The sequence below is a fragment of the Thalassospira sp. MBR-102 genome, from assembly GCF_040549275.1.
Taxonomy (GTDB): domain Bacteria; phylum Pseudomonadota; class Alphaproteobacteria; order Rhodospirillales; family Thalassospiraceae; genus Thalassospira; species Thalassospira xiamenensis.
In genome coordinates, this window is sequence record NZ_JBEPTC010000011.1 from 129,872 (window position 1) to 149,116 (window position 19,245).

Annotated in this window: 17 protein-coding genes and 1 tRNA gene; 3 read left to right on the top strand and 15 right to left on the bottom strand. The window is 56.5% G+C overall.

What is annotated here, in order from left to right:
- The first annotated feature begins 127 nt into the window (after positions 1 to 127).
- On the top strand, positions 128 to 955 hold the full coding sequence (locus tag ABIE64_RS17490; protein ID WP_354378115.1) for a hypothetical protein: 828 nt from the start codon (positions 128 to 130) through the stop codon (positions 953 to 955).
- Between the two features lie 293 nt (positions 956 to 1,248).
- Here the strand turns inward: ABIE64_RS17490 and ABIE64_RS17495 are convergent.
- The 13 genes from ABIE64_RS17495 to cysE form a co-directional block, all read right to left on the bottom strand.
- Positions 1,249 to 1,325, bottom strand: a tRNA-Met gene (locus ABIE64_RS17495).
- 182 nt (positions 1,326 to 1,507) lie between these two features.
- Positions 1,508 to 2,656, bottom strand: a complete 1,149-nt coding sequence (gene mnmA / locus ABIE64_RS17500; protein ID WP_354378116.1) for a tRNA 2-thiouridine(34) synthase MnmA — start codon at positions 2,654 to 2,656, stop codon at positions 1,508 to 1,510.
- A 117-nt stretch (positions 2,657 to 2,773) separates the two neighbouring features.
- Positions 2,774 to 3,472: a thiaminase II gene (gene tenA, locus ABIE64_RS17505; RefSeq protein ID WP_354378117.1), complete on the bottom strand. Its 699-nt coding sequence runs from the start codon at positions 3,470 to 3,472 to the stop codon at positions 2,774 to 2,776.
- 315 nt (positions 3,473 to 3,787) lie between these two features.
- The gene (gene iscX / locus ABIE64_RS17510) at positions 3,788 to 3,985 is read right to left on the bottom strand and encodes a Fe-S cluster assembly protein IscX (RefSeq protein WP_007091921.1); all 198 of its coding nucleotides are present in this window, start codon (positions 3,983 to 3,985) and stop codon (positions 3,788 to 3,790) included.
- Between the two features lie 50 nt (positions 3,986 to 4,035).
- A complete protein-coding gene (locus tag ABIE64_RS17515) occupies positions 4,036 to 4,371 on the bottom strand; it encodes a ferredoxin family 2Fe-2S iron-sulfur cluster binding protein (protein ID WP_007091922.1) in 336 nt (111 codons plus the stop codon).
- Between the two features lie 113 nt (positions 4,372 to 4,484).
- Complete coding sequence (gene hscA, locus ABIE64_RS17520) at positions 4,485 to 6,386, bottom strand: Fe-S protein assembly chaperone HscA (protein ID WP_354378118.1); 1,902 nt, start codon at positions 6,384 to 6,386, stop codon at positions 4,485 to 4,487.
- A gap of 26 nt (positions 6,387 to 6,412) precedes the next feature.
- The gene (hscB, locus tag ABIE64_RS17525; protein ID WP_354378119.1) at positions 6,413 to 7,057 is read right to left on the bottom strand and encodes a Fe-S protein assembly co-chaperone HscB; all 645 of its coding nucleotides are present in this window, start codon (positions 7,055 to 7,057) and stop codon (positions 6,413 to 6,415) included.
- A gap of 158 nt (positions 7,058 to 7,215) precedes the next feature.
- Positions 7,216 to 7,557, bottom strand: a complete 342-nt coding sequence (locus ABIE64_RS17530; RefSeq protein ID WP_007091925.1) for a HesB/IscA family protein — start codon at positions 7,555 to 7,557, stop codon at positions 7,216 to 7,218.
- Positions 7,558 to 7,600: 43 nt separating this feature from the next.
- A complete protein-coding gene (iscU, locus tag ABIE64_RS17535) occupies positions 7,601 to 8,005 on the bottom strand; it encodes a Fe-S cluster assembly scaffold IscU (RefSeq protein ID WP_007091926.1) in 405 nt (134 codons plus the stop codon).
- Positions 8,006 to 8,064: 59 nt separating this feature from the next.
- On the bottom strand, positions 8,065 to 9,288 hold the full coding sequence (locus tag ABIE64_RS17540) for an IscS subfamily cysteine desulfurase (protein ID WP_007091927.1): 1,224 nt from the start codon (positions 9,286 to 9,288) through the stop codon (positions 8,065 to 8,067).
- Positions 9,289 to 9,315: 27 nt separating this feature from the next.
- On the bottom strand, positions 9,316 to 10,446 hold the full coding sequence (locus ABIE64_RS17545; RefSeq protein WP_354378120.1) for a cysteine desulfurase family protein: 1,131 nt from the start codon (positions 10,444 to 10,446) through the stop codon (positions 9,316 to 9,318).
- Positions 10,447 to 10,503: 57 nt separating this feature from the next.
- A complete protein-coding gene (locus ABIE64_RS17550) occupies positions 10,504 to 10,986 on the bottom strand; it encodes an Rrf2 family transcriptional regulator (RefSeq protein ID WP_063095783.1) in 483 nt (160 codons plus the stop codon).
- A gap of 136 nt (positions 10,987 to 11,122) precedes the next feature.
- Positions 11,123 to 11,851 carry a serine O-acetyltransferase gene (gene cysE / locus ABIE64_RS17555; RefSeq protein WP_037988060.1) on the bottom strand — a complete coding sequence of 243 codons (729 nt, stop codon included), beginning with the start codon at positions 11,849 to 11,851 and terminating at the stop codon, positions 11,123 to 11,125.
- Between the two features lie 244 nt (positions 11,852 to 12,095).
- Between cysE and ABIE64_RS17560 the strand changes: the two genes are divergently transcribed.
- Positions 12,096 to 12,734, top strand: a complete 639-nt coding sequence (locus ABIE64_RS17560; RefSeq protein WP_007091931.1) for an alpha/beta hydrolase — start codon at positions 12,096 to 12,098, stop codon at positions 12,732 to 12,734.
- A gap of 38 nt (positions 12,735 to 12,772) precedes the next feature.
- Here the strand turns inward: ABIE64_RS17560 and ABIE64_RS17565 are convergent, their stop codons facing one another.
- Entirely contained in the window at positions 12,773 to 13,888 is a 1,116-nt protein-coding gene (locus ABIE64_RS17565; RefSeq protein ID WP_354378121.1) for an anhydro-N-acetylmuramic acid kinase, read from the bottom strand.
- 205 nt (positions 13,889 to 14,093) lie between these two features.
- On the opposite strand from ABIE64_RS17565, the gene tyrS reads away from it, so the two are divergent.
- Entirely contained in the window at positions 14,094 to 15,347 is a 1,254-nt protein-coding gene (tyrS, locus tag ABIE64_RS17570; protein ID WP_354378122.1) for a tyrosine--tRNA ligase, read from the top strand.
- A 69-nt stretch (positions 15,348 to 15,416) separates the two neighbouring features.
- On the opposite strand, the gene ABIE64_RS17575 is transcribed toward tyrS, so the two are convergent.
- A complete protein-coding gene (locus ABIE64_RS17575) occupies positions 15,417 to 18,971 on the bottom strand; it encodes a YhdP family protein (protein ID WP_354378123.1) in 3,555 nt (1,184 codons plus the stop codon).
- Positions 18,972 to 19,245: the final 274 nt, after the last annotated feature.

Here is a 19,245-nt window from a genome sequence, read left to right on the forward strand (position 1 = left end):
GCTCATAAGGCGTTCCTCAAGCGATCTTGATCAACGGAGAGGACTATAATCAGGCAATGGTTCATGATGCATTTGCCCGAAGGATGTGTTTATTTTTCCGGCAGTAGCGATTTAGAGAGTAATGAGCATGAATGAATATAAACCATGGGGAACATTTATTGCTCTCTACGCCTTTGCTGCCTGCTTGGGCGGGTTGATCGTATTTTTCTTTTTGGTGATTGTTGGAGCTGTCAATCGAATAGACCTGTCGCCAAACTCTATGAGTTTGGCTGATATTGCAGGGCCTTTGATTAGCGCAGTAGGTATCGTAGTTACCGCTCTGATCGCATATAGCGGATGGATGCGACAGCAGGACGAGTTGAAGGCTCAAAGAGAGGAGAAGCTTCAACAGCGTCGAAATATGGCCAAGGTCGACCGGATACCTTTGGCGCATATTTTGAACGAGATAATAGATGTCTGCCGCAGTAGAGATGACGCTCTCGTGTCGGTCAAAGACGCTATCTTGACAGAATGTCGGCGCGTAAATAGAGCCGAGCTCACCGAACTCGATTGGCCACTTGATTTGGTCGACAGAATTCAAAATGTGGCGAGATATCAGGAAGATCCCTTTTTGCAGTCTTTGCTCTCCTTGGTTCAAGACATGCAAGTAAAAAAGGCCAGAAGCCATTCTTATGATCGAAAAATTTGCATGGACTATGATGGAGATATTACGGCGATTGGCAGCTCTGGTGCGGATTATTACAAGGAGGTTTTTGAGCTGTACGTTGTGTGGGCAAGATGTTTGGCTTTGTTCGATGTTGCGCGCTCTAGAACTGACGACACAAAAGAGAATTCCTTTTCGCCGAGTGAAGAAAAATTCTGGGGTGTCGTAAATTTGACCAGCAGAGTAGTTGATCAAAGGTTCTGTCGCGAGGCGAGAATGCTTCTTCATTTCAATGGTGGCGTCTGCATCTGAAACTTGCTGTTTGAACATCACTTCCCCTCCCTGATGGGACAAAAAATGGGGACAGGTTTATTTAATTTTCAGAAACCAAAATCACCGCTCAGGTAAACAAACCGGAGGGAATTGTAAAAATCAGCCTTTGGGCTGCTTTTTATCCTTGGGCTTTGCCCGGCGGACCATCGCCCGGTGGGCGATGTCTCTCGAAAGCTGCGTGCCTCGCTTTCTCGCGAACCAGGGGGTTAAAGCCCTCTCCGAGGGTGCCAATTAAAAACCCCCTCAGGCGGAGCCATGAGGGGGTTTTTAATTGGTAGCCGAGGAGGGACTTGAACCCCCGACACGCGGATTATGATTCCGCTGCTCTAACCAGCTGAGCTACTCGGCCACAGAGTATATATAGCGTATGTATTCTGCGGGTTCCGTAAGCGCCGGAACGGGGCGGTTTTTACGTCAGGGAACCGCCCCCGTCAAGCGCCTTTTTGGTGTTTTGCGGAAAAAAGATATCCGCAAAACCGGCAGGTGAGCAAATGCCCCGCCTGCCCGCCTTATTGATGATCGAGCCGCCGATCAGGCCGCCGTCGACGCATGTGCCGCCAGAAGTTCCTGACGGGTGATCCAGCCGCCGCCCATTACCCGGTCGCCAGAATAGAAAACGCCCGCCTGCCCCGGTGCGATACCAAACTGCGGGTCGTGCAGTTCGATGCGGGCCGCACCCGGCCCTTCGGGGTAGATGGTCGCCGGGGCTGGTGCCATGGCGGAGCGGAGTTTGACCTCGACCTCGACCCCGTTCGGGTCAATCGCGTCACCATCAAGCCAGTTCAGTTCCTTGACATAGACCATCTGGATCGCAAGGGCCGATTTCGGGCCGACCACCACCTGCCGGGTTTCGGGCAGGAGTTTGACGACATAAAGCGGTTCTGCGGTGCCACCGATGTTAAGACCGCGCCGCTGGCCGATGGTGTAATGGATCAGGCCGCGATGATCGCCCAGCACATTGCCATCCAGATCAACGATCTGGCCCGGTTCACCGGCTTCGGGGCGGAGCTTTTCGACCAGACGGGCATATTTGCCATCCGGGACAAAGCAGATGTCCTGACTGTCGGGCTTGTCCGCCACTTCAAGGCCGAATTTGGCGGCAAGCGCACGGGTTTCGGCCTTGCTCATCAGATGGCCCAGCGGGAAACGCAGGAAATCGAGCTGTTCCTGGGTCGTGGTGAACAGGAAATAGCTTTGATCGCGATTGGGATCGGCCGCACGGTGCAGTTCGGCATGACCGTTGGCACCGAGTTTGCGCTGCACGTAATGGCCCGTCGCCATGCAATCCGCACCTAGGTCATGTGCGGTTTCGAGCAGATCGCGGAATTTGACCGTCTGATTGCATTTCACGCACGGGATCGGGGTTTCGCCGCGCATATAGCTGTCGGCGAAATCGTCGATCACTTCTTCGCGGAAGCGTGATTCGTAATCGAGCACGTAATAGGGAATGTCGATATCCTCGGCCACCTTGCGCGCATCATAGATATCGCGCCCGGCACAGCAGGATTTGGCGCGTGACGGCGCATTGGCCCCCATATCGTAAAGCTGAAGGGTAATGCCGACCACGTCATAGCCTTCGGACTTCAGAAGGGCCGCAACGGCGGAGCTATCGACCCCGCCCGACATGGCAACAACCACGCGGGTATCTTTCGGGGCTTTGTCAAAGCCAAGAGAGTTCATTTTTCCCACCCATCCGCGGGTCAAGGCCGCGGCGACAAGAAGTTGATGTAAAATAGCGATGGGTGGCGCTCAAACCACCCGTGAATTCATGTTGGGGCACATATAAGGCATCTGCGCCTATTTTGCCAGATCAAGCCCCATCTGCCAGAAATCGGCTTCAAGGCGGCTTGCCTTGGCAAAGATTTCCGTCAACCCCTTGATCCTTGCATCCCCCCCGCGGGTTTGCACGGTATGTTCCAGAAGATCGATTTCGGCCTTTGCCACGTCCTGGAATTCGGTCGAGGCATACATCTCGATCCAGGGGCGGTACGGATTTCCATCGAGCCTTGTATCAGAACTTGCCATCAGGCGGTTTGCGATTTCGGCATAGCCAACCATACAGGGCATCAGGGCGACCTGAAGATCAACCACATCACCCCGCGCGCCGCAATCGAGCACATAACGGGTATAGGTGATGCAGGCGCGGGCTTCGGGTTCGGCCACGATATCGGCCTCAGACAGGCCCCAGCCTTTGCAGAAGTCGAGATGAAGGCTCATTTCCATATCAAGGATCGCATGGACCGTGCCGGAAAACTGGCGCATGGCGTGCAGATCATCGGCCTTGTAGGTCGCAAGCGCATAGGCGCGCGCAAACTGGATCAGGAACAGGTAATCCTGAATGAGGTAGTGTTTGAACGCGGCTTCGGGCAGGGTTCCGTTGCCAAGCTGCTTGACGAAGTCGTGGCAGACATAGCTTTGCCATGCATCGGGGGCGTTGGCGCGCAGACGGCCAAACAGGCTTTGGGCCGGGATGATATCGGTGAAGGTGTCGGTCATGGTTGTCAAAGCCCCTGCCCGTGGTGATGCCAAAATACGGATAAAACAAAGCCAGCCTGCGGAAGGGTCCGGGCTGGTTTGTATCGATGCGGGTTCTGCTGTCTGGATTCCCGCTTTCGCGGGAATGACGAGCGGATGGATAGACCTCCCCCTGAAAATCGTCATACCCGCGAACGCGGGTATCCAGACCTTCGTGCCACAGCCTCAAAACCAGCCACCGAACCCGCAGCACCATGGACTCCCGCTTTCGCGGGAGTGACGAAAGGCTGGAAAGCCCCTCACGGCGCAGGCGGGAATGACGGCAAGGCAGAAATCCTAATCGTCGCGTTCATCGATCCATGCCATCTGGATGGCTTCGAGGATCTTCTCGTTTGATTTCGCGGGATCGTCGTCGAAGCCGTCAAGCTCACAGATCCATTTATGCAGATCGGTATACCGCAGATTGACGTTATCCTTGTCGGGATGGGCTTCTTCAAGCTCGATCGCGATATCCTGAATATCTGTCCAGCGCATGGGTGTCCCCCTTTTGGCTTGGGCGGATTAACGGGGCGGAAATCTTGGTGTTACTTGTCGACCATCATGTTGCGCGTGGCAGACGGCAGCATGACGCGAAGCCCGTCGAGCTCGTCGCTCATGATGATCTGGCAGCCAAGGCGCGAGGTCTCGGTCAGGCCGAATGCGAGGTCGAGCATGTCTTCCTCGTCTTCGCTTGGCTCGTCAAGCCTGTCAAACCAGCTATCGTCAACAACGACATGGCAGGTCGAGCAAGCCAGTGATCCTTCGCAGGCACCTTCAAGGTCGATGCCATTCTTGTGGGCAGCTTCCAGAACGGACAGACCGTCGGCAACGTCAAATTCCTTTTCGGTGCCATCGGGTTCAACAAAAACGATCTTAGGCATCTGTGCCTTTCTCCTCGGTAATACTTTTTCGTTCGATCTCTGGTCCGACCTGACCTTGGCGGTTGCACGGGACAATCGCCGCAGTTGGCCGGTTTGTCAATTATGTCTGACCTCTAATTCACCTGATCGACATTGCGACCGGCAAGGGCCTGACGGATGCGGGCGTCCATACGGGCCTCGGCAAAGGGACGCGATGCGTCTTCCAGGGCCTCGGCCTGTTCGTTGATAAGGTCGCGATCCTCGCCCGACATGGCGGCTTCGAGTTTGGCAATCGCGGCCGAAATATTGTCTTCGTCCTCCGGCGTCAGAAGCGCACGGTCGGCATTCATTGCGGCCTGCACGGCCAGCACATTGCGGCGTGCTTCAACCCGTGCCTCGGTCAGGAGGCGCATTTCCATATCCTCGCGGGCATGAACCATGCTTTCGCGCAGCATGTTGGCCATTTCAAGTTCATTGATGCCATAGGTCGGCTTGACGGCGACTTCCTGTTCGGTGCCGGTGGTTTCTTCGCGCGCCGAAACAGTTAAAAGACCGTCGGCATCGACATTGAACGTCACCTTGATACGTGCAGCACCAGCCGCCATTGACGGAATGCCGGTCAGGGCGAAGCGCGCAAGCGAGCGGCACTGATCAACCATTTCGCGTTCGCCCTGCACCACATGGATCATCATGGCTGATTGGCCATCCTGATAGGTGGTGAATTCCTGTGCCTTGGCGACCGGGATCGGGGTATTGCGGTCAATGACCTTTTCGACAATCCCGCCCATGGTTTCAAGGCCGAGCGACAAGGGTGTCACGTCGAGCAGAAGGTTATCCGAGCCACCCGTCAAAGCCTCTGCCTGAAGGGCGGCGCCAAGGGCGACGACTTCGTCCGGGTCGATATCGGAAAGCGGGTCCTGTTCAAACAGATCGGCGACCGCACGGCGGACGGCAGGCACACGGGTCGAACCGCCAACCAGCACGACACCCTTGACGTCATCGGCCAGAATATCGGCGTCATCAAGGACCTGTTCGGTAATCGCAATCGTGCGCGATACCAGTTTGGCAATCATCGCATCGAACGCGGCACGGGTGACCGTATGGATGGTTTCCGCGCCGCCAAGCGAGACGGTGACGCTGGTTTCATCAGCATCGGTAAGCGCCTCTTTGACCTTGCGGGCGGTTTTAAGCAGGCGTTTGGCATCCGACGCATCAAGATCATCGGTGGTGCCGCCACTTTCACGTTCCGCCAGCAGATGTTCGGCAATGGCGTGATCGAAATCATCCCCGCCAAGGGCCGCATCACCGCCGGTTGCCTTCACCTGGAAGACGCCCTTTTGCATTTTAAGCAGGGAAATATCGAACGTGCCGCCGCCAAGATCGTAGACGGCATAAAGGCCTTCTGCGCCGTTATCGAGGCCATAGGCAAGGGCGGCTGCGGTTGGCTCGTTCACCAGACGCAGGACTTCGATCCCGGCCAGACGGGCGGCGTCCTTGGTCGCGGTGCGGGCACCATCATCGAAATAGGCCGGAACGGTGATCACCGCCTTTTCGACCGGCTTGCCAAGGCTTTCCTCGGCGCGCGCACGAAGCGCACGCAGGATATCGGCGGAAACCTCCACCGGGGTCAGGACGCGGTCGCCGACATTAAGGCGCACCATCATCGGTTCGCCCGATGGGGTGGCGTCCTCGGCCGGGACTTCGACATGATAGGGCAGCGTGCCGGCAATCGATTTGACATCGGCTATGCCACGCCCCATCAGGCGTTTGACCGACGATACGACGCGGTCGGCATTATCATTGATCTGATCACGGGCCGCCTCGCCCACCACCGGATCGGCACCCGCGCCATAATAGACGACGGACGGCACGATGGCATTGCCGCCGGATGTATCGCGGAGCACCTCGGGTTTTTCATCGTTCGAGATCGCGACGACGGAATTCGTCGTGCCCAGATCGATGCCAACGGCAAGCTGGCGTTCATCTTCGTGGGGCAGCGGCGTCTGGCCCGGTTCGTGGATCTTTAGCAAAGCCATGAATTCTATCCGTTCTTTTTAAATGATCAGGCGGCGGCAAGACGCGATTTCTTCGCGCGCGCTTCCTCGGTCATTTTCATCAGGTATCTGAGCCGGGTTGTCAGTTTTCTGGCCCGGTCATAGGCGTTCTGGTCAAGTGCCTCGGCAACGTCCTGCTCACATGCCCGGGCGGCCTTTCGGGTATCCTTGATCATGGCGTCGACCGTATTGCGATCATCGGCATCATGCAGGGCTTCGCGCATTTCCATGGCTTCCATCAGAAGCTCCGGATCGTTGACCGTGTGCCCCTCCCCGCCTTCGGGTTCGTGACCGGCCAGGCGCAGAAGATATTCCGCACGCGCCACAGGATTTTTAAGGGTTTCGAACGCGCCATTCAGGGTTGCCGCCTGCTGGGATGACAATGCCTGTTCGCGGGCGGATTTCGATGCGAAGCGGTCGGGATGGAGCAGTTGCTGCTGCTTAAGGTAGGTAGCCTCTATCGCATCGACATCGATGATGAAGGTGCGTTCCAGGCCAAAGCGCGTGAAATGGTCAAGCTGGCCGGGGGGCTGGATGGCATTGCAGGTATCGCAAAACAGGGCTGATGCCTCGACCGGGCCCTTGCAGGACCAGCAGACTTTATGCTGCGGCTGTTCTGCGGTGCGCGTTTCTGAGGTACCGGTATTGCTCACGCTATGCACTTTCAAGATTTAAAAACAAATGACAGAACGACAAAATAACGACGACCGGGGCTGCTTTCAGTCGATGGCCCCGGTGATCGGAACGTCCATCAGAACATCCATCACCGGGGCCATGACCGATCAAGAAGCAGGGAAAACCCGGCAGACCGTCAGACGTGGAAGGATTCCCCGCAGCCGCAACGTCCCTTTTCATTGGGGTTACGGAAGACGAAGCCTTCTTCCAGACTGGTGACCTCGTAATCCATCTCGGTGCCGAGCACGAACATGATGGCCTTGGGGTCAATCAGAAGCTTAACGCCGTCCTCAAGCTCGACGACTTCTTCGAAGCCCGATGCATCATCTGCATATTCAAGCGTGTAGGACAGACCCGAGCACCCTTTGCTGCGCACGCCAAGGCGGATGCCTTCGGATGGTTTTCCGCGGCTATCAAGCAACGCCTTGATATGAACAAGCGCCTCAGGGGTGACACTGATCGGGGACGGTAATGCCATAGTCTTCTCCTGAATTCCCTAAAACGAAGGGGGTCGAAGCTGCTTATTCAGCAGCTTCGACTTCGCCCTGACCGTTTTTGGTCTTGTAGTCGGCAATCGCTGCCTTGATGGCATCTTCTGCCAGGATCGAGCAGTGAATCTTCACCGGCGGCAGAGCCAGTTCTTCGGCGATCTGCGAGTTCTTGATCGAACCGGCTTCGTCAAGCGACTTGCCCTTGACCCATTCGGTGATCAGCGAGCTTGACGCGATGGCCGAACCGCAACCGAACGTCTTGAACTTTGCATCTTCGATGATCCCGTCGGCGGTCACTTTGATCTGCAATTTCATGACGTCGCCACAGGCCGGTGCGCCGACCAGACCGGTACCGACAGACGTTTCGTTCTTGTCCATCGAACCGACATTGCGCGGGTTTTCGTAATGGTCGATCAGCTTTTCACTATAAGCCATGGTAAAAGTCCTCCTAAAAGTCCTGTTTCTCTCTCACGAGAAGGAATAGTTCGTTACGCTTAGTGTTCAGCCCACTCGATCGACTTGATGTCGATGCCTTCCTGGGCCATTTCCCAAAGCGGGCTCATTTCGCGAAGGCGTTCGACAGCGACACAGATCGAATCAATCGCCTGATCGAGCTCTTCACGGGTCGTATAACGGCCAATACCGATGCGAAGCGAGGTATGGGCGAGTTCTTCGTCAACACCGAGCGCACGCAGAACATAAGACGGTTCCAGCGATGCCGAGGTGCAGGCCGAACCGGACGACACCGCAATGTTCTTGATGTCCATCAGAAGGCTTTCGCCTTCGACATAGGCAAAGGAAACATTGAGGTTGCCCGCAACGCGCTGTTGCTCGTCGCCATTGACATAGATATCGGCCAGGCGATCCCGGAAACGTTTCATGGTGTAGTCCCGCAGCTCCATGATGCGGGCATTTTCTTCGGCCATTTCGTTCATGGCGATGTCGCATGCCTTGCCCAGACCGACGATCAGCGGGGTCGGCAGCGTACCGGAACGCATGCCGCGTTCCTGACCACCACCGGTGATCTGTGCGATGACGCGAACGCGCGGACGACGGCGGACATACAGCGCACCAATGCCTTTCGGGCCATAAATCTTGTGGCCGGAAATCGACATCAGGTCGATTTTCATGTCATCGACATCAAGCGGAATCTTGCCAACCGCCTGCGCGCAGTCGGTGTGGAAGAACACACCGCGTTCGCGGCAAATTTCGCCGATTTCTTTCAGCGGCTGGATCACGCCGATTTCGTTGTTGACCGCCATGACCGACACAATCGCGGTTTCATCGGTGATCGCGGCTTTCAGCTGTTCAAGGTCGATCAGGCCGTTATCCTTGACGCCAAGATAGGTTACTTTGAAACCTTCCTGTTCAAGGTGACGGGCACTGTCGAGCACGCATTTATGTTCGGTCACGACCGTGATCAGGTGCGGCTTTTTCTTGCCGTAGAACTTCATCACGCCCTTGAGCGCAAGGTTGTTCGATTCCGTCGCACCCGAGGTGAAAATGATCTCTTTGGACGAGGCGCCAATGATCTTGGCGACCTGGTCGCGTGCGACCTCGACCGCGTCTTCCGCTTCCCAGCCAAAGCTGTGGTTGCGCGAATGCGGGTTACCGAACTTCTCGGTGAAGTAGGGCAGCATGGCATCCACCACACGCGGATCGGTCGGCGTCGTTGCCTGGTAATCCAGATAGATCGGCTTTGCTTTAAGCTCGTTCATAATTAAGGCTTCCTCACTCACTCTTTTTCAGGCCGCGTGGCGCGCACTTTTCTTACGCACTGCATTGCCCCGCATCCGGCTCCAAACGCGGATAAATGTATCAATCTCTTCATCGGTGGTTTCCAGTCCCAGACTGACCCGTATGGCCGATCCGGCATCCGTAACCCCCATTTCCTTCAATACGTGGCTTTCACGTACCTTGCCTGATGAACAGGCTGATCCCGAACTGATCGCAACCCCTGCAAGATCAAGCGCCATCACCTGGGTTTCCCCCGGCATGCCCGGCAGGATCAGGCAGCTGGTATTGACCAGTCGATCCGTTCCTTTTCCGGCAATCAGAAGTTCGGGGGCTTCTGATGCCAAAACCGTTTCCAGACGGTCGCGCAACGCACGGACATCGTCCATTTTCGCCCGGCTGGCGTCGGCGCGTTCGGCCGCAGCACCAAAGCCTGCGATACCGATCACGTTTTCCGTGCCGCCACGGCGGTATTTTTCCTGACCGCCACCGCGGATCTGCGGCACCAGCATCACGCCGGGCGCAATCGCCAGGGCACCAATCCCTTTGGGGCCGCCGATCTTGTGGGCCGAAATCGACACCATATCGACCAGAAGCTGGCCCATATCGACCGGCAGACGACCCAAGGCCTGAACCGCGTCACAATGGACCTTTGCGCCATATTCACGGGCCAGAAGGCCGACTTTGGCGACCGGCTGAATAACGCCGGTTTCATTGTTGGCCAGCATCACCGAAACCAGAACCTTCTGCCCGGCATCGGATGCCGCACGCAGCATGGTTTCAAGGGCGGCCAGATCAATGACGCCATCGGCATCAACCGGGATGCGTTTCGCATCCGACCGGGCTTCGATCACCGAAGGATGTTCGACCGCACTGGTAAATACGGTGACATCTTCCAAACCGTTCAGGGCCAGATTGTTGGCCTCGGTACCGCCGCTTGTGAAAATCACACGTTCGGCATCGCCACCGATCAGATCGGCAATTTTACGACGGGCGTGATCGACAATCTTGCGGGCTGCACGACCGGATGCATGAACAGATGACGGGTTGCCCGCGATTTCCATCGCCACAAGCATCGCCTGCCGTGCTTCGTGGCACAGTGGCGCGCTGGCGTTGTAATCAAGGTAAACCGGGTTGGTCATCTGTTTATAATCATCCTTATTCGCATTTTCTGATCTACCCTCGATATAGAGGACAAGTTACTGGGCCGCAACCTGGCTCGGCTCTTTGATTTTCGTGGTTCTGGGCTCGAACATGCGTGCCCCGCCCGGAACACGACGATCCACAACATCAGCCAGACTGACAGAGGCCAGATAAAGATAAATCTGGTTGCCGAGTTCTTCCCACAATTCATGGGTCAGACAGCGGCCCTGATTGGCCTTGCAGCCCTTTGGCGAGCCCGATTTGCAGCGGGTTGCGCGGATCGGTTCGTCAACAGCCAGAATAACATCGGCAACGCGGGTTTCCTCGGCCGTGCGGGCCAGAAGATAACCGCCACCCGGACCCCGGACAGATCGGACAAGTCCGCCTTTGCGCAATTTGCCAAAAAGCTGTTCCAGATAGGACAGGGATATTTCCTGACGGTCCGCAATATCGGCAAGCGCGACCGGCCGGTCCCTGCTGCTATCAGCGAGATCGACCATCGCCATTACGGCATAGCGGCCTTTTGTACTCAGCTTCACGGTGCGTCCTCCTACCTGTCGATCAAGGCCCGAACTGTCGGGCAAAGATCACAAGCTCTGTATTTCCTTTATGGGCGATCAACATGTCTATTTGATGCCCGAACCTGTCTCCGCCCGATTGGGACGGTTACAAATATTACTCTGATGCCGCGACAATCCGCGGCTTTGCCGGTGTATCGGCACCCGCGGCTGTACCTGCCCTGTCGGCTTCAAGGGCGGCAACCTGATTGCGCAACGTCTGGACTTCGCGGCCCAGTTCTTCAAGCGCGCGCGCAACCGGATCGGGCAGATCGCCCAGCGGCGTACCATAGGCACAGAAACGGTCGTCCTTTTCCCGACGGACGATCTTGGCCGGAATACCGACCACTGTTGCGCCTTCGGGGACTTCGGAGAGCACGACGGCGTTGCCGCCAACACGTGCATTTTTGCGAACAATGAACGGACCAAGGATTTGCGCGCCGGAACCGACAATCACCCCATCTTCAAGCGTCGGGTGACGTTTCAGGCCACGCTGGCCATCGCTATTGACGCTGGGCGATGTCCCACCAAGGGTAACCCCCTGATAGAGGGTAACGTCATCGCCGATTTCGGCGGTTTCGCCAATCACAACACCCATGCCATGATCAATAAAGAAGCGTTTGCCGATGGTCGCGCCGGGGTGAATTTCGATCCCGGTCAGCCAGCGCAAAATCTGAGACAGGAAGCGTGCGGTTATACGAAAACCGCGCTTCCACAGCCAGTTTGTGCCGCGATATCCCATGATTGCATGGAACGCCGGATAACAGAGCGCGATCTCCCAGCGGGAGCGTGCCGCTGGATCGCGGGCGATCATCGCGTCTATTTCCTGACGAATTAGCTTGAACATCGGGCTGTCCACTGTGTAATTAGTAGCTTCGATTCCCGGCAGCCGACATCGTTGCCCGCAGCGCGAACCGCGCAAAACGGACAGCAATGATGCCATCGGATTAGCCGGAATATAGGATAACCGAGTAACCTGGTCAAGTATTTGCCCAAAGCAATTTATGCACAAGAACGAAAAAACCTACAAAAATACTCGGATATATTCTTTACTCACCCCATTCCATTCGTGGACAGGAGCAGTCTGATCCATGCCTGAGGTCATTTTTAACGGCCCTGAAGGCCGCCTTGAAGGTCGCTATCACCACAATGGCGCAGACGATTCGCCCATTGCGCTTATTCTTCATCCGCACCCCCAGCAGGGCGGCACCATGAACAACAAGCTGTGCTTTAACATGTTCAACATGTTCAAGGATCGCGGCTATTCGGTCATGCGTTTCAATTTCCGCGGTGTCGGACGCTCGCAGGGCGTTTATGATCAGGGAATTGGTGAATTGTCGGATGCGGCATCCGCCCTTGACTGGATGCAGACCTATAACGCCAATGCGCGCGCAACCTGGGTTGCGGGCTATTCATTCGGTTCGTGGATCGGCATGCAGCTTTTGATGCGCCGCCCGGAAATTGACGGTTTCATTTCGGTTGCAGCCCCGGCCAGCGACTATGATTTCACCTTCCTGGCCCCCTGCCCGTCATCGGGCATCATGATCCACGGGTCGCACGACACAAACATCCCGCTGGCGTCTGTCAACAAGCTTGCCGACAAGCTGAATGCCCAGAAAGGCATCGAAGTTGATATGTGCGTCATCGAAGGTGCCGATCATTACTTTGCCAAGCAGCAGGACGACGTGATCAAGCATACGGCTGCTTATCTGGACAAGCGCAGCGCGTAAGCACTGCCAGCCGGACAAAAAGACCAAAGGCCGCCTGATCAGGCGGCCTTTTTGCTGTGATAGAGCTTTCCGCCCCGGCATGGTTCGGGAACGCCGGTTGTGCCAGGAAAACTAAGCGGCAGATCGCAAAGATGACGGACCGCAAGATAGCCAAAGCATTCGGCTTCAACCGCATCACCGTCCCAGTCCAGATCGTCAACGGATCGCACTGGTACACCCAGCCGATCATTCAAATGTGCCATCAGATAATCATTGTGACGCCCGCCGCCGCAGACAAACCATTGCAGGGGAGCCGCAGGCAGGTGATTTACCCCGGCAACAACCGCCGCCACGGTGCATTGCGCCAGTGTTGCCGCCCCGTCGGCAACCCCCAGCTTTGCCTCTGCCACCAGCCCATCAATGCGGAGTGCCATATCTTCGCGATCAAGCGATTTGGGCGGGATGCGGTCGAAATACGGGTCTTCAAGGAATTTGACCTCGATCATCGGGTCTGGCAGGCCGGATGCGGCGGTTGCACCGTTCAGATCGACCGGATTGCCGGTATGGCGCAACATCCAGTCATCGATACGTGCATTGCCCGGCCCGCAATCAAAAGCCAGCAATTCTTCATCGGCACCGATCCATGTGACATTGGAAACGCCGCCGATATTCAGGACTGCCACCGGCATATCAACACCGGCACTTTTCATCAGGGCGGCATGATAAACCGGGGCCAAGGGCGCGCCTTCGCCCCCGGCGGCAACATCGGCCAGCCGGAAATCGGCAACAACCGGAATGCCGGTTTTTTCGGCCAGCATATCGGGCGTTCCGATCTGGCGCGTGATCCCCGATGCCGGTTCATGAAACACGGTCTGGCCGTGAAAACCGATCACACCAATTTCGGATGGGGAAATCGCCGCACGATCCAGCAACATGTCAACAGCATCCACATGCACCAGCGTCAGATCATCGGCCACAACATGCTCGCTGTTGGTGGCAGCACGATTGCCAAAGCAGGCGCGCATGCGTTCGCGTAAGTCAGGGCTATACGGCACGAAAACGGCATGACCGGTACGCCGGACATCGACGCCGTCGGTTTCAATCAATGCCGCATCCACCCCGTCAAGGGATGTGCCGCTCATCATGCCGATGGCCTTGATCCAGCCGGTTGTCATTTTGTACTCCGTTCCCGTATGCGTTTTTGCGTTTGTCCGTGCCGCAAGAGCGCAGATTAAGCCCGATTTATCGCGAAATCGTTACCATGCATTGCAAACAGGGCGTCGATGCGTTGCCGAGGGGATATTTTCTGTGCTAGATCATCGCCTCCGCCCTTTGGGGTGCTCGTATTTTTACACTCACAACCAACATAGCGCAAAAACCATGACTGAACTGAAGTCTGATTTTCTCCGCGTCATGAATGACCGCGGTTACATCCACCAATGTACTGATCTTGAAGGGCTTGATGCCTATGCGTCAGAAAAAAAGGTGGTGTGCTATGTGGGCTATGATTGCACCGCAGACAGCCTGCATGTCGGGTCGCTTGTTTCGATCATGATGCTGCGCTGGTTGCAGAAAACCGGCCACAAGCCGATTGTCCTGATGGGTGGCGGTACAACGCGGGTTGGTGATCCGACCGGCCGTGATGATGCCCGACCGGTTCTGACCGATGAAATCATTGCCGCCAATATGGCCGGTATCAAAAAGGTGTTTCAGCAGTTCCTGACATTTGGCGATGGCCCGACCGATGCGGTCATGGTCAATAACGCCGACTGGCTCGATAAAATCAATTACATCGAATTCCTGCGTGATTTCGGGCGTCATTTCTCGGTCAACCGGATGCTGAGCTTTGATTCCGTCAAGCTGCGTCTGGAACGTGAACAGTCGCTGAGCTTCCTTGAATTCAACTACATGATCCTGCAGGCCTATGACTTTGTCGAATTGCAGCGCAAATATGGCTGTGTGCTTCAGATGGGCGGTTCGGACCAGTGGGGCAATATCGTCAATGGGGTCGAGCTTGGCCGTCGTGTGGATGACAGTGCATTGTTTGGCCTGACCACGCCGCTTATGACCACCGCATCAGGTGCGAAGATGGGCAAGACGGCATCGGGTGCGGTGTGGCTGAACGAGGAACGCCTGTCGGCGTATGATTATTACCAGTTCTGGCGCAACAGCGAAGACGCCGACGTGATCAAATTCATGCGTCTGTTTACCGAGCTGTCGCTTGAGCAGATTGCCGAATATGAAAAGTTCGAAGGGGCCGAGATTAACGAAGCCAAGAAAATCCTGGCGTTCGAAGCGGTCAAGCTGTGCCGTGGGGAGGAAGCCGCCCTTGCGGCAGCAGAAACCGCGCGCAAGACGTTTGAGGAAGGCGTTCTGGCCGACGATCTGCCGACCGTCGAAGTTCCGGCATCGGAAATCAATGCGGGTATCGCGGCATTTGATCTGTTCCGTCGTGCCGACCTTGCCAAATCGGGGGGCGAAGCGCGTCGCCTGATCAAAGGCGGTGGTGCCAAGATCAATGACGAGAAAGTCGATGATGAAAACATCATCATTGGCGGTGATGCGGTCAATTCTGATGGCGTGATCAAGCTTTCGGCGGGTAAAAAACGCCACGTTCTGATCAAGCCGGTTTGACCCAGCCACCCGGTTTTACCGGATTGAACATCAAAGGCCCCGGGCATGCGTCCGGGGCCTTTGTTTATTTCATCCCGGTTCAGCGCCGGTTATCAGATTGCGGAACACGCCCGGCACAAAGGTCGATAACGGATTGACCGTGACTTCCGGGTCTTCAAGTGCGCCTTCGATGGTGTAGGTCGGGGCGAAAATACCGCCGCCTTCCTCGCCCACCAGCAAATCCCCCAGAAGCGGGATCGCACCAAGGGCGGAATTAAGCGCATAGATCGGCACAATCGAGCCTGCCAGCCGGATTTCGGCCTTTGCCATGTCAATCGAGCCATTGCTGGTCACGCCAACCGCCGAGCCGTTGGCGGCAAATTTGCTGAGCGCGAGCACATCATTGGCATAGGTGAAATCGCCGTTCAGTTCGTCAAAGGCAATGCCGTTTCCGCCCAGCACATCGGCAAGACCGGTGAGCGATGCCGCGCCCAGAACACGGGCGGCAAGCGGTGCATTCACCGCCCGGAAAGCCGTGATATTGACCTTGCCCGTGAAGGGTTGCGACCATGTGCTATCATCAACCGTCCCCTCGATGGCAAGCGCGCCCCCCAGAAGATTCTCGTACAAATCCACCGCACGCAGGAACTTGCCGGCATCTTCGCTGGTCAGGCGGACATTTCGCGTTTTCGCATCCTTGCGTTCGACCTGGACAAAGACGTTTGACCGATCCCCCAAGGTGCCGTTCAGAACCAGTCCGTCCCATTCGTCGCCAACGACGTGAATGGAACCTTCAAGATCGCCAAGCAATTCGGAATTGGCCATGATCACCTGATCGATCGACAGGAAGATATCGGTCTTCCCGCCAACGCGCGAGGCATTCTGGCCGATGCCGCCACTATTGGGGCTTTCGACCGGGCCGGGATCACGCGGCGCATCGTCATCGGCAATCCATGGCTGCGCATCGGCCTGACGGGCGGCGATTTCAACCTCGCGGTTTTCGCCGGTCTGGTTAAGCAGGATCGATCCATCGCGCAGAACGGGACGGTCCCCCTTGATCAGAAATTCGGAGGCTTCGAGCCGGATATCCATCGCATCGAAATCCCCCGCCGGGCTGGCCGATTTTTGCGCGCCGTCCTTTGGACTGTCTTCGACGAAGGAACGCAGATCAAACTGCTTGCCCTTGAGATCGACCAGAAGCTTGCCCCCCTGATCAACCGTGATGGCCCCGGATACGGCAAGGTTTTCCCGGAACCGGGTATCATTCAGATTGATGGTGAACTTATCGGCAATCGGGCTGTCGCCGCGCCAGCGCCCCTTGGCCTTGGCGACCAGTTCAGGCGCCATCAGATCAAACGACCGGACTTCACCCGCCCCATTGGCCTTGACGGTCAGGTCAAACGCAAGGCTGGCATCCTGCCCCGGTGTTTTGTGATAATCGACCATATCAAGCTTAATGTCGGCGGCAGACAGGCTGGTTTGTGCCTTGATCACGACATCGCGGCTGCGCAGATGTTCGATGGTGACCTTGCCGGTGGCGACACCGCTTGCATAGGGATCGGCGGCAAAGCCGACCTGTTCCAACGCGGCAAGATCAAGGTCGCCTTCAAGGTCATAGTGGCTGATGACGGGCGTATCATCGGCAAAGCTTTCGATCCATTTGATGTTTGTTCGGCCCTTGCCAATCGCGGCCTCGCCCGACAGTTCGAGCCCCTTGGTATTGACCTGCAATTCAAAGGTGCCATCGGAAAGATCAAGTTCACGGAACGCATCGGTAATCGCGGCATTTTCGATGCGCGATGCAGCGGCAACTTCGACATCATCGAAAGACAGGTCTTTGAGCAACGGGAAATGCAGCTTGACGCGGGTTGCCTGTTCGCCATCGACCTGTGCGGGATCGATGCCAAGCTTGGTTGCGAAACCAAGCGGTTCTTCATCGATCATTTCAAGCACATTGCGCGCGCCGCCGTGGGCGACAACCTCGATATCGGCCATTTCGGTGTCGGTATCAAGCTGCGAGAAGACAAGCGTTGCCTCGTCAACCACGATCCCGTCAGCTTCGCCTTCATTAACGAAAATGCTGAAACTCGACTGATCAAACTCCGCCCGTCCGCCGGCCCCCAGAACCGATGGCATATCGCCAAGGTAATGCACGGTAACACCGGTCATGTTCATTTCGCCGTCCAGATGATCGACAACGATGTTTCCGGTTTCGTCCTGATGCAGTCTGGTGCGCAGTTCGGCCTGATGAACGATCCCGTCTGTCAGGTTTTCAACCACCCAGGTGCGTGCATTATGGCCAATGGTTTCGGGCCACAATTGCGGCAGGTCATTGGTCCGCACATCGGTTGCCGTCGCCGTGATATCGATGGCCCACTGGCCCAGCGGGTTTAGCGCAACACCTTTGAGCACCACGGCGGTTTCCCCGGCTTCGATCCGGACGTCATCAAAGCTGAGCCGACCGGGTACGAAGCTCAGATCCGCCTTGCCACCGGTGACATGATAGGAAGCGGTCATGGGGGCGGGAAAATCAACCCGCCCGACCCCAAGATCAAGATCGGTGCCAAGTTCGATCACGCTGCCATCCGCGCCAAGTTTTGCGGTGACACGTCCGGTTACCGGCACCTCGATCCCGGCCAGATCGGCAAACATATCGGAAATGCTGGTCAGTTGTGATGGAACGACTTCGCCCAGATCGACCGCCATATCGATTTCTTCGATCCGGCTGTCATATTCGGCGGTGACATTCACATCGGTCGAGACCGTCCCGGCATTGACCTTCATCGTCGCATCCGCGTGGATGCCCATGGGTTTGCGCGACAGTCGGATATCGGCAGACGGTGCAGACCAGACGATATCAAGCGCCTCGTCACGTACTTGAAGATCCGCGCCAGACACCCCGAACGATTCAAAATAGGCTGCTGCCGGGAAATCGGCGGCCTCGCCCGACAGGATCGCAACGATTTCGCGCATTGCACTGCTGCCGTCGCGGATGCCGCGCTGTGCATCGCTTAACGGTTGATCGGGATCGGGCGATGGGTTTTCCGAGGCGGTTGGCATCGGCATGGTCACGACGGGTTGATCGGGATTGTTCTGGGCCGGTGCCGTACCTGCAATGCCATCTGCGCTATCGGTTTCTGCCGCAGGCACAGGCACAGGCACAGGCACAGGTACCGTATCAGATTTCACCGCATCCGTGGTTTCGCGGCTTGCCTGTTCGTTCGCGGTATAGCCGATATCGATCTTGCCATCGGCACGGCGGACAAGGCGCAATTTGGGGCCGATCAGGTTGAGTTCGCGCAGCGCCAGAACGCCGTCAAACAATGCGCGGCTGGAAAACACCACGTCGGCCTCTGGAACATGCAGCATTTCATTGTCCGCACCGTCGCGGACCGAAACATCGCGCAATCGGATATCGAACCGTTCCTGCCATCCGCGCCAGAACAGGACCATATCGCCGACATCGAAACGGGTGTCGCCGCTGCTTTCGTTCAGCTCGGCCACGACATACGGTACGAGACGATGCAGGGAAACCGGGCCTTGCGAGATGCGCCAGACCAGTACACCAAGGAAAACGCCGACAAACAGGACCACGGCAGCAAGAAGCAGCCCACACCAGCCGGTAAAGATTTTGATGCGACGCACCTGCCTAAAGATCCCGAATTTACGATGCCATGAATGACTTTTCAATCAATGCAATAACGCCGTCAAGCCAATGAAGTTTCGCGGATGGCGAAAAACCTAATAAATGTAAACTGATACTGTTTCCCTGTCGCCTTTTTGGTATCGTCGGAAACAAAGGAAACAATCTGTGTCATGTCCTGCCCCTGACCGGATGCCGGAAATAGCCAGCAAAGCACGACAAGCCAAGGGATAGCCCGGTTCGACGTCCAAGAGCAATAACAAGAGCAACACAAGG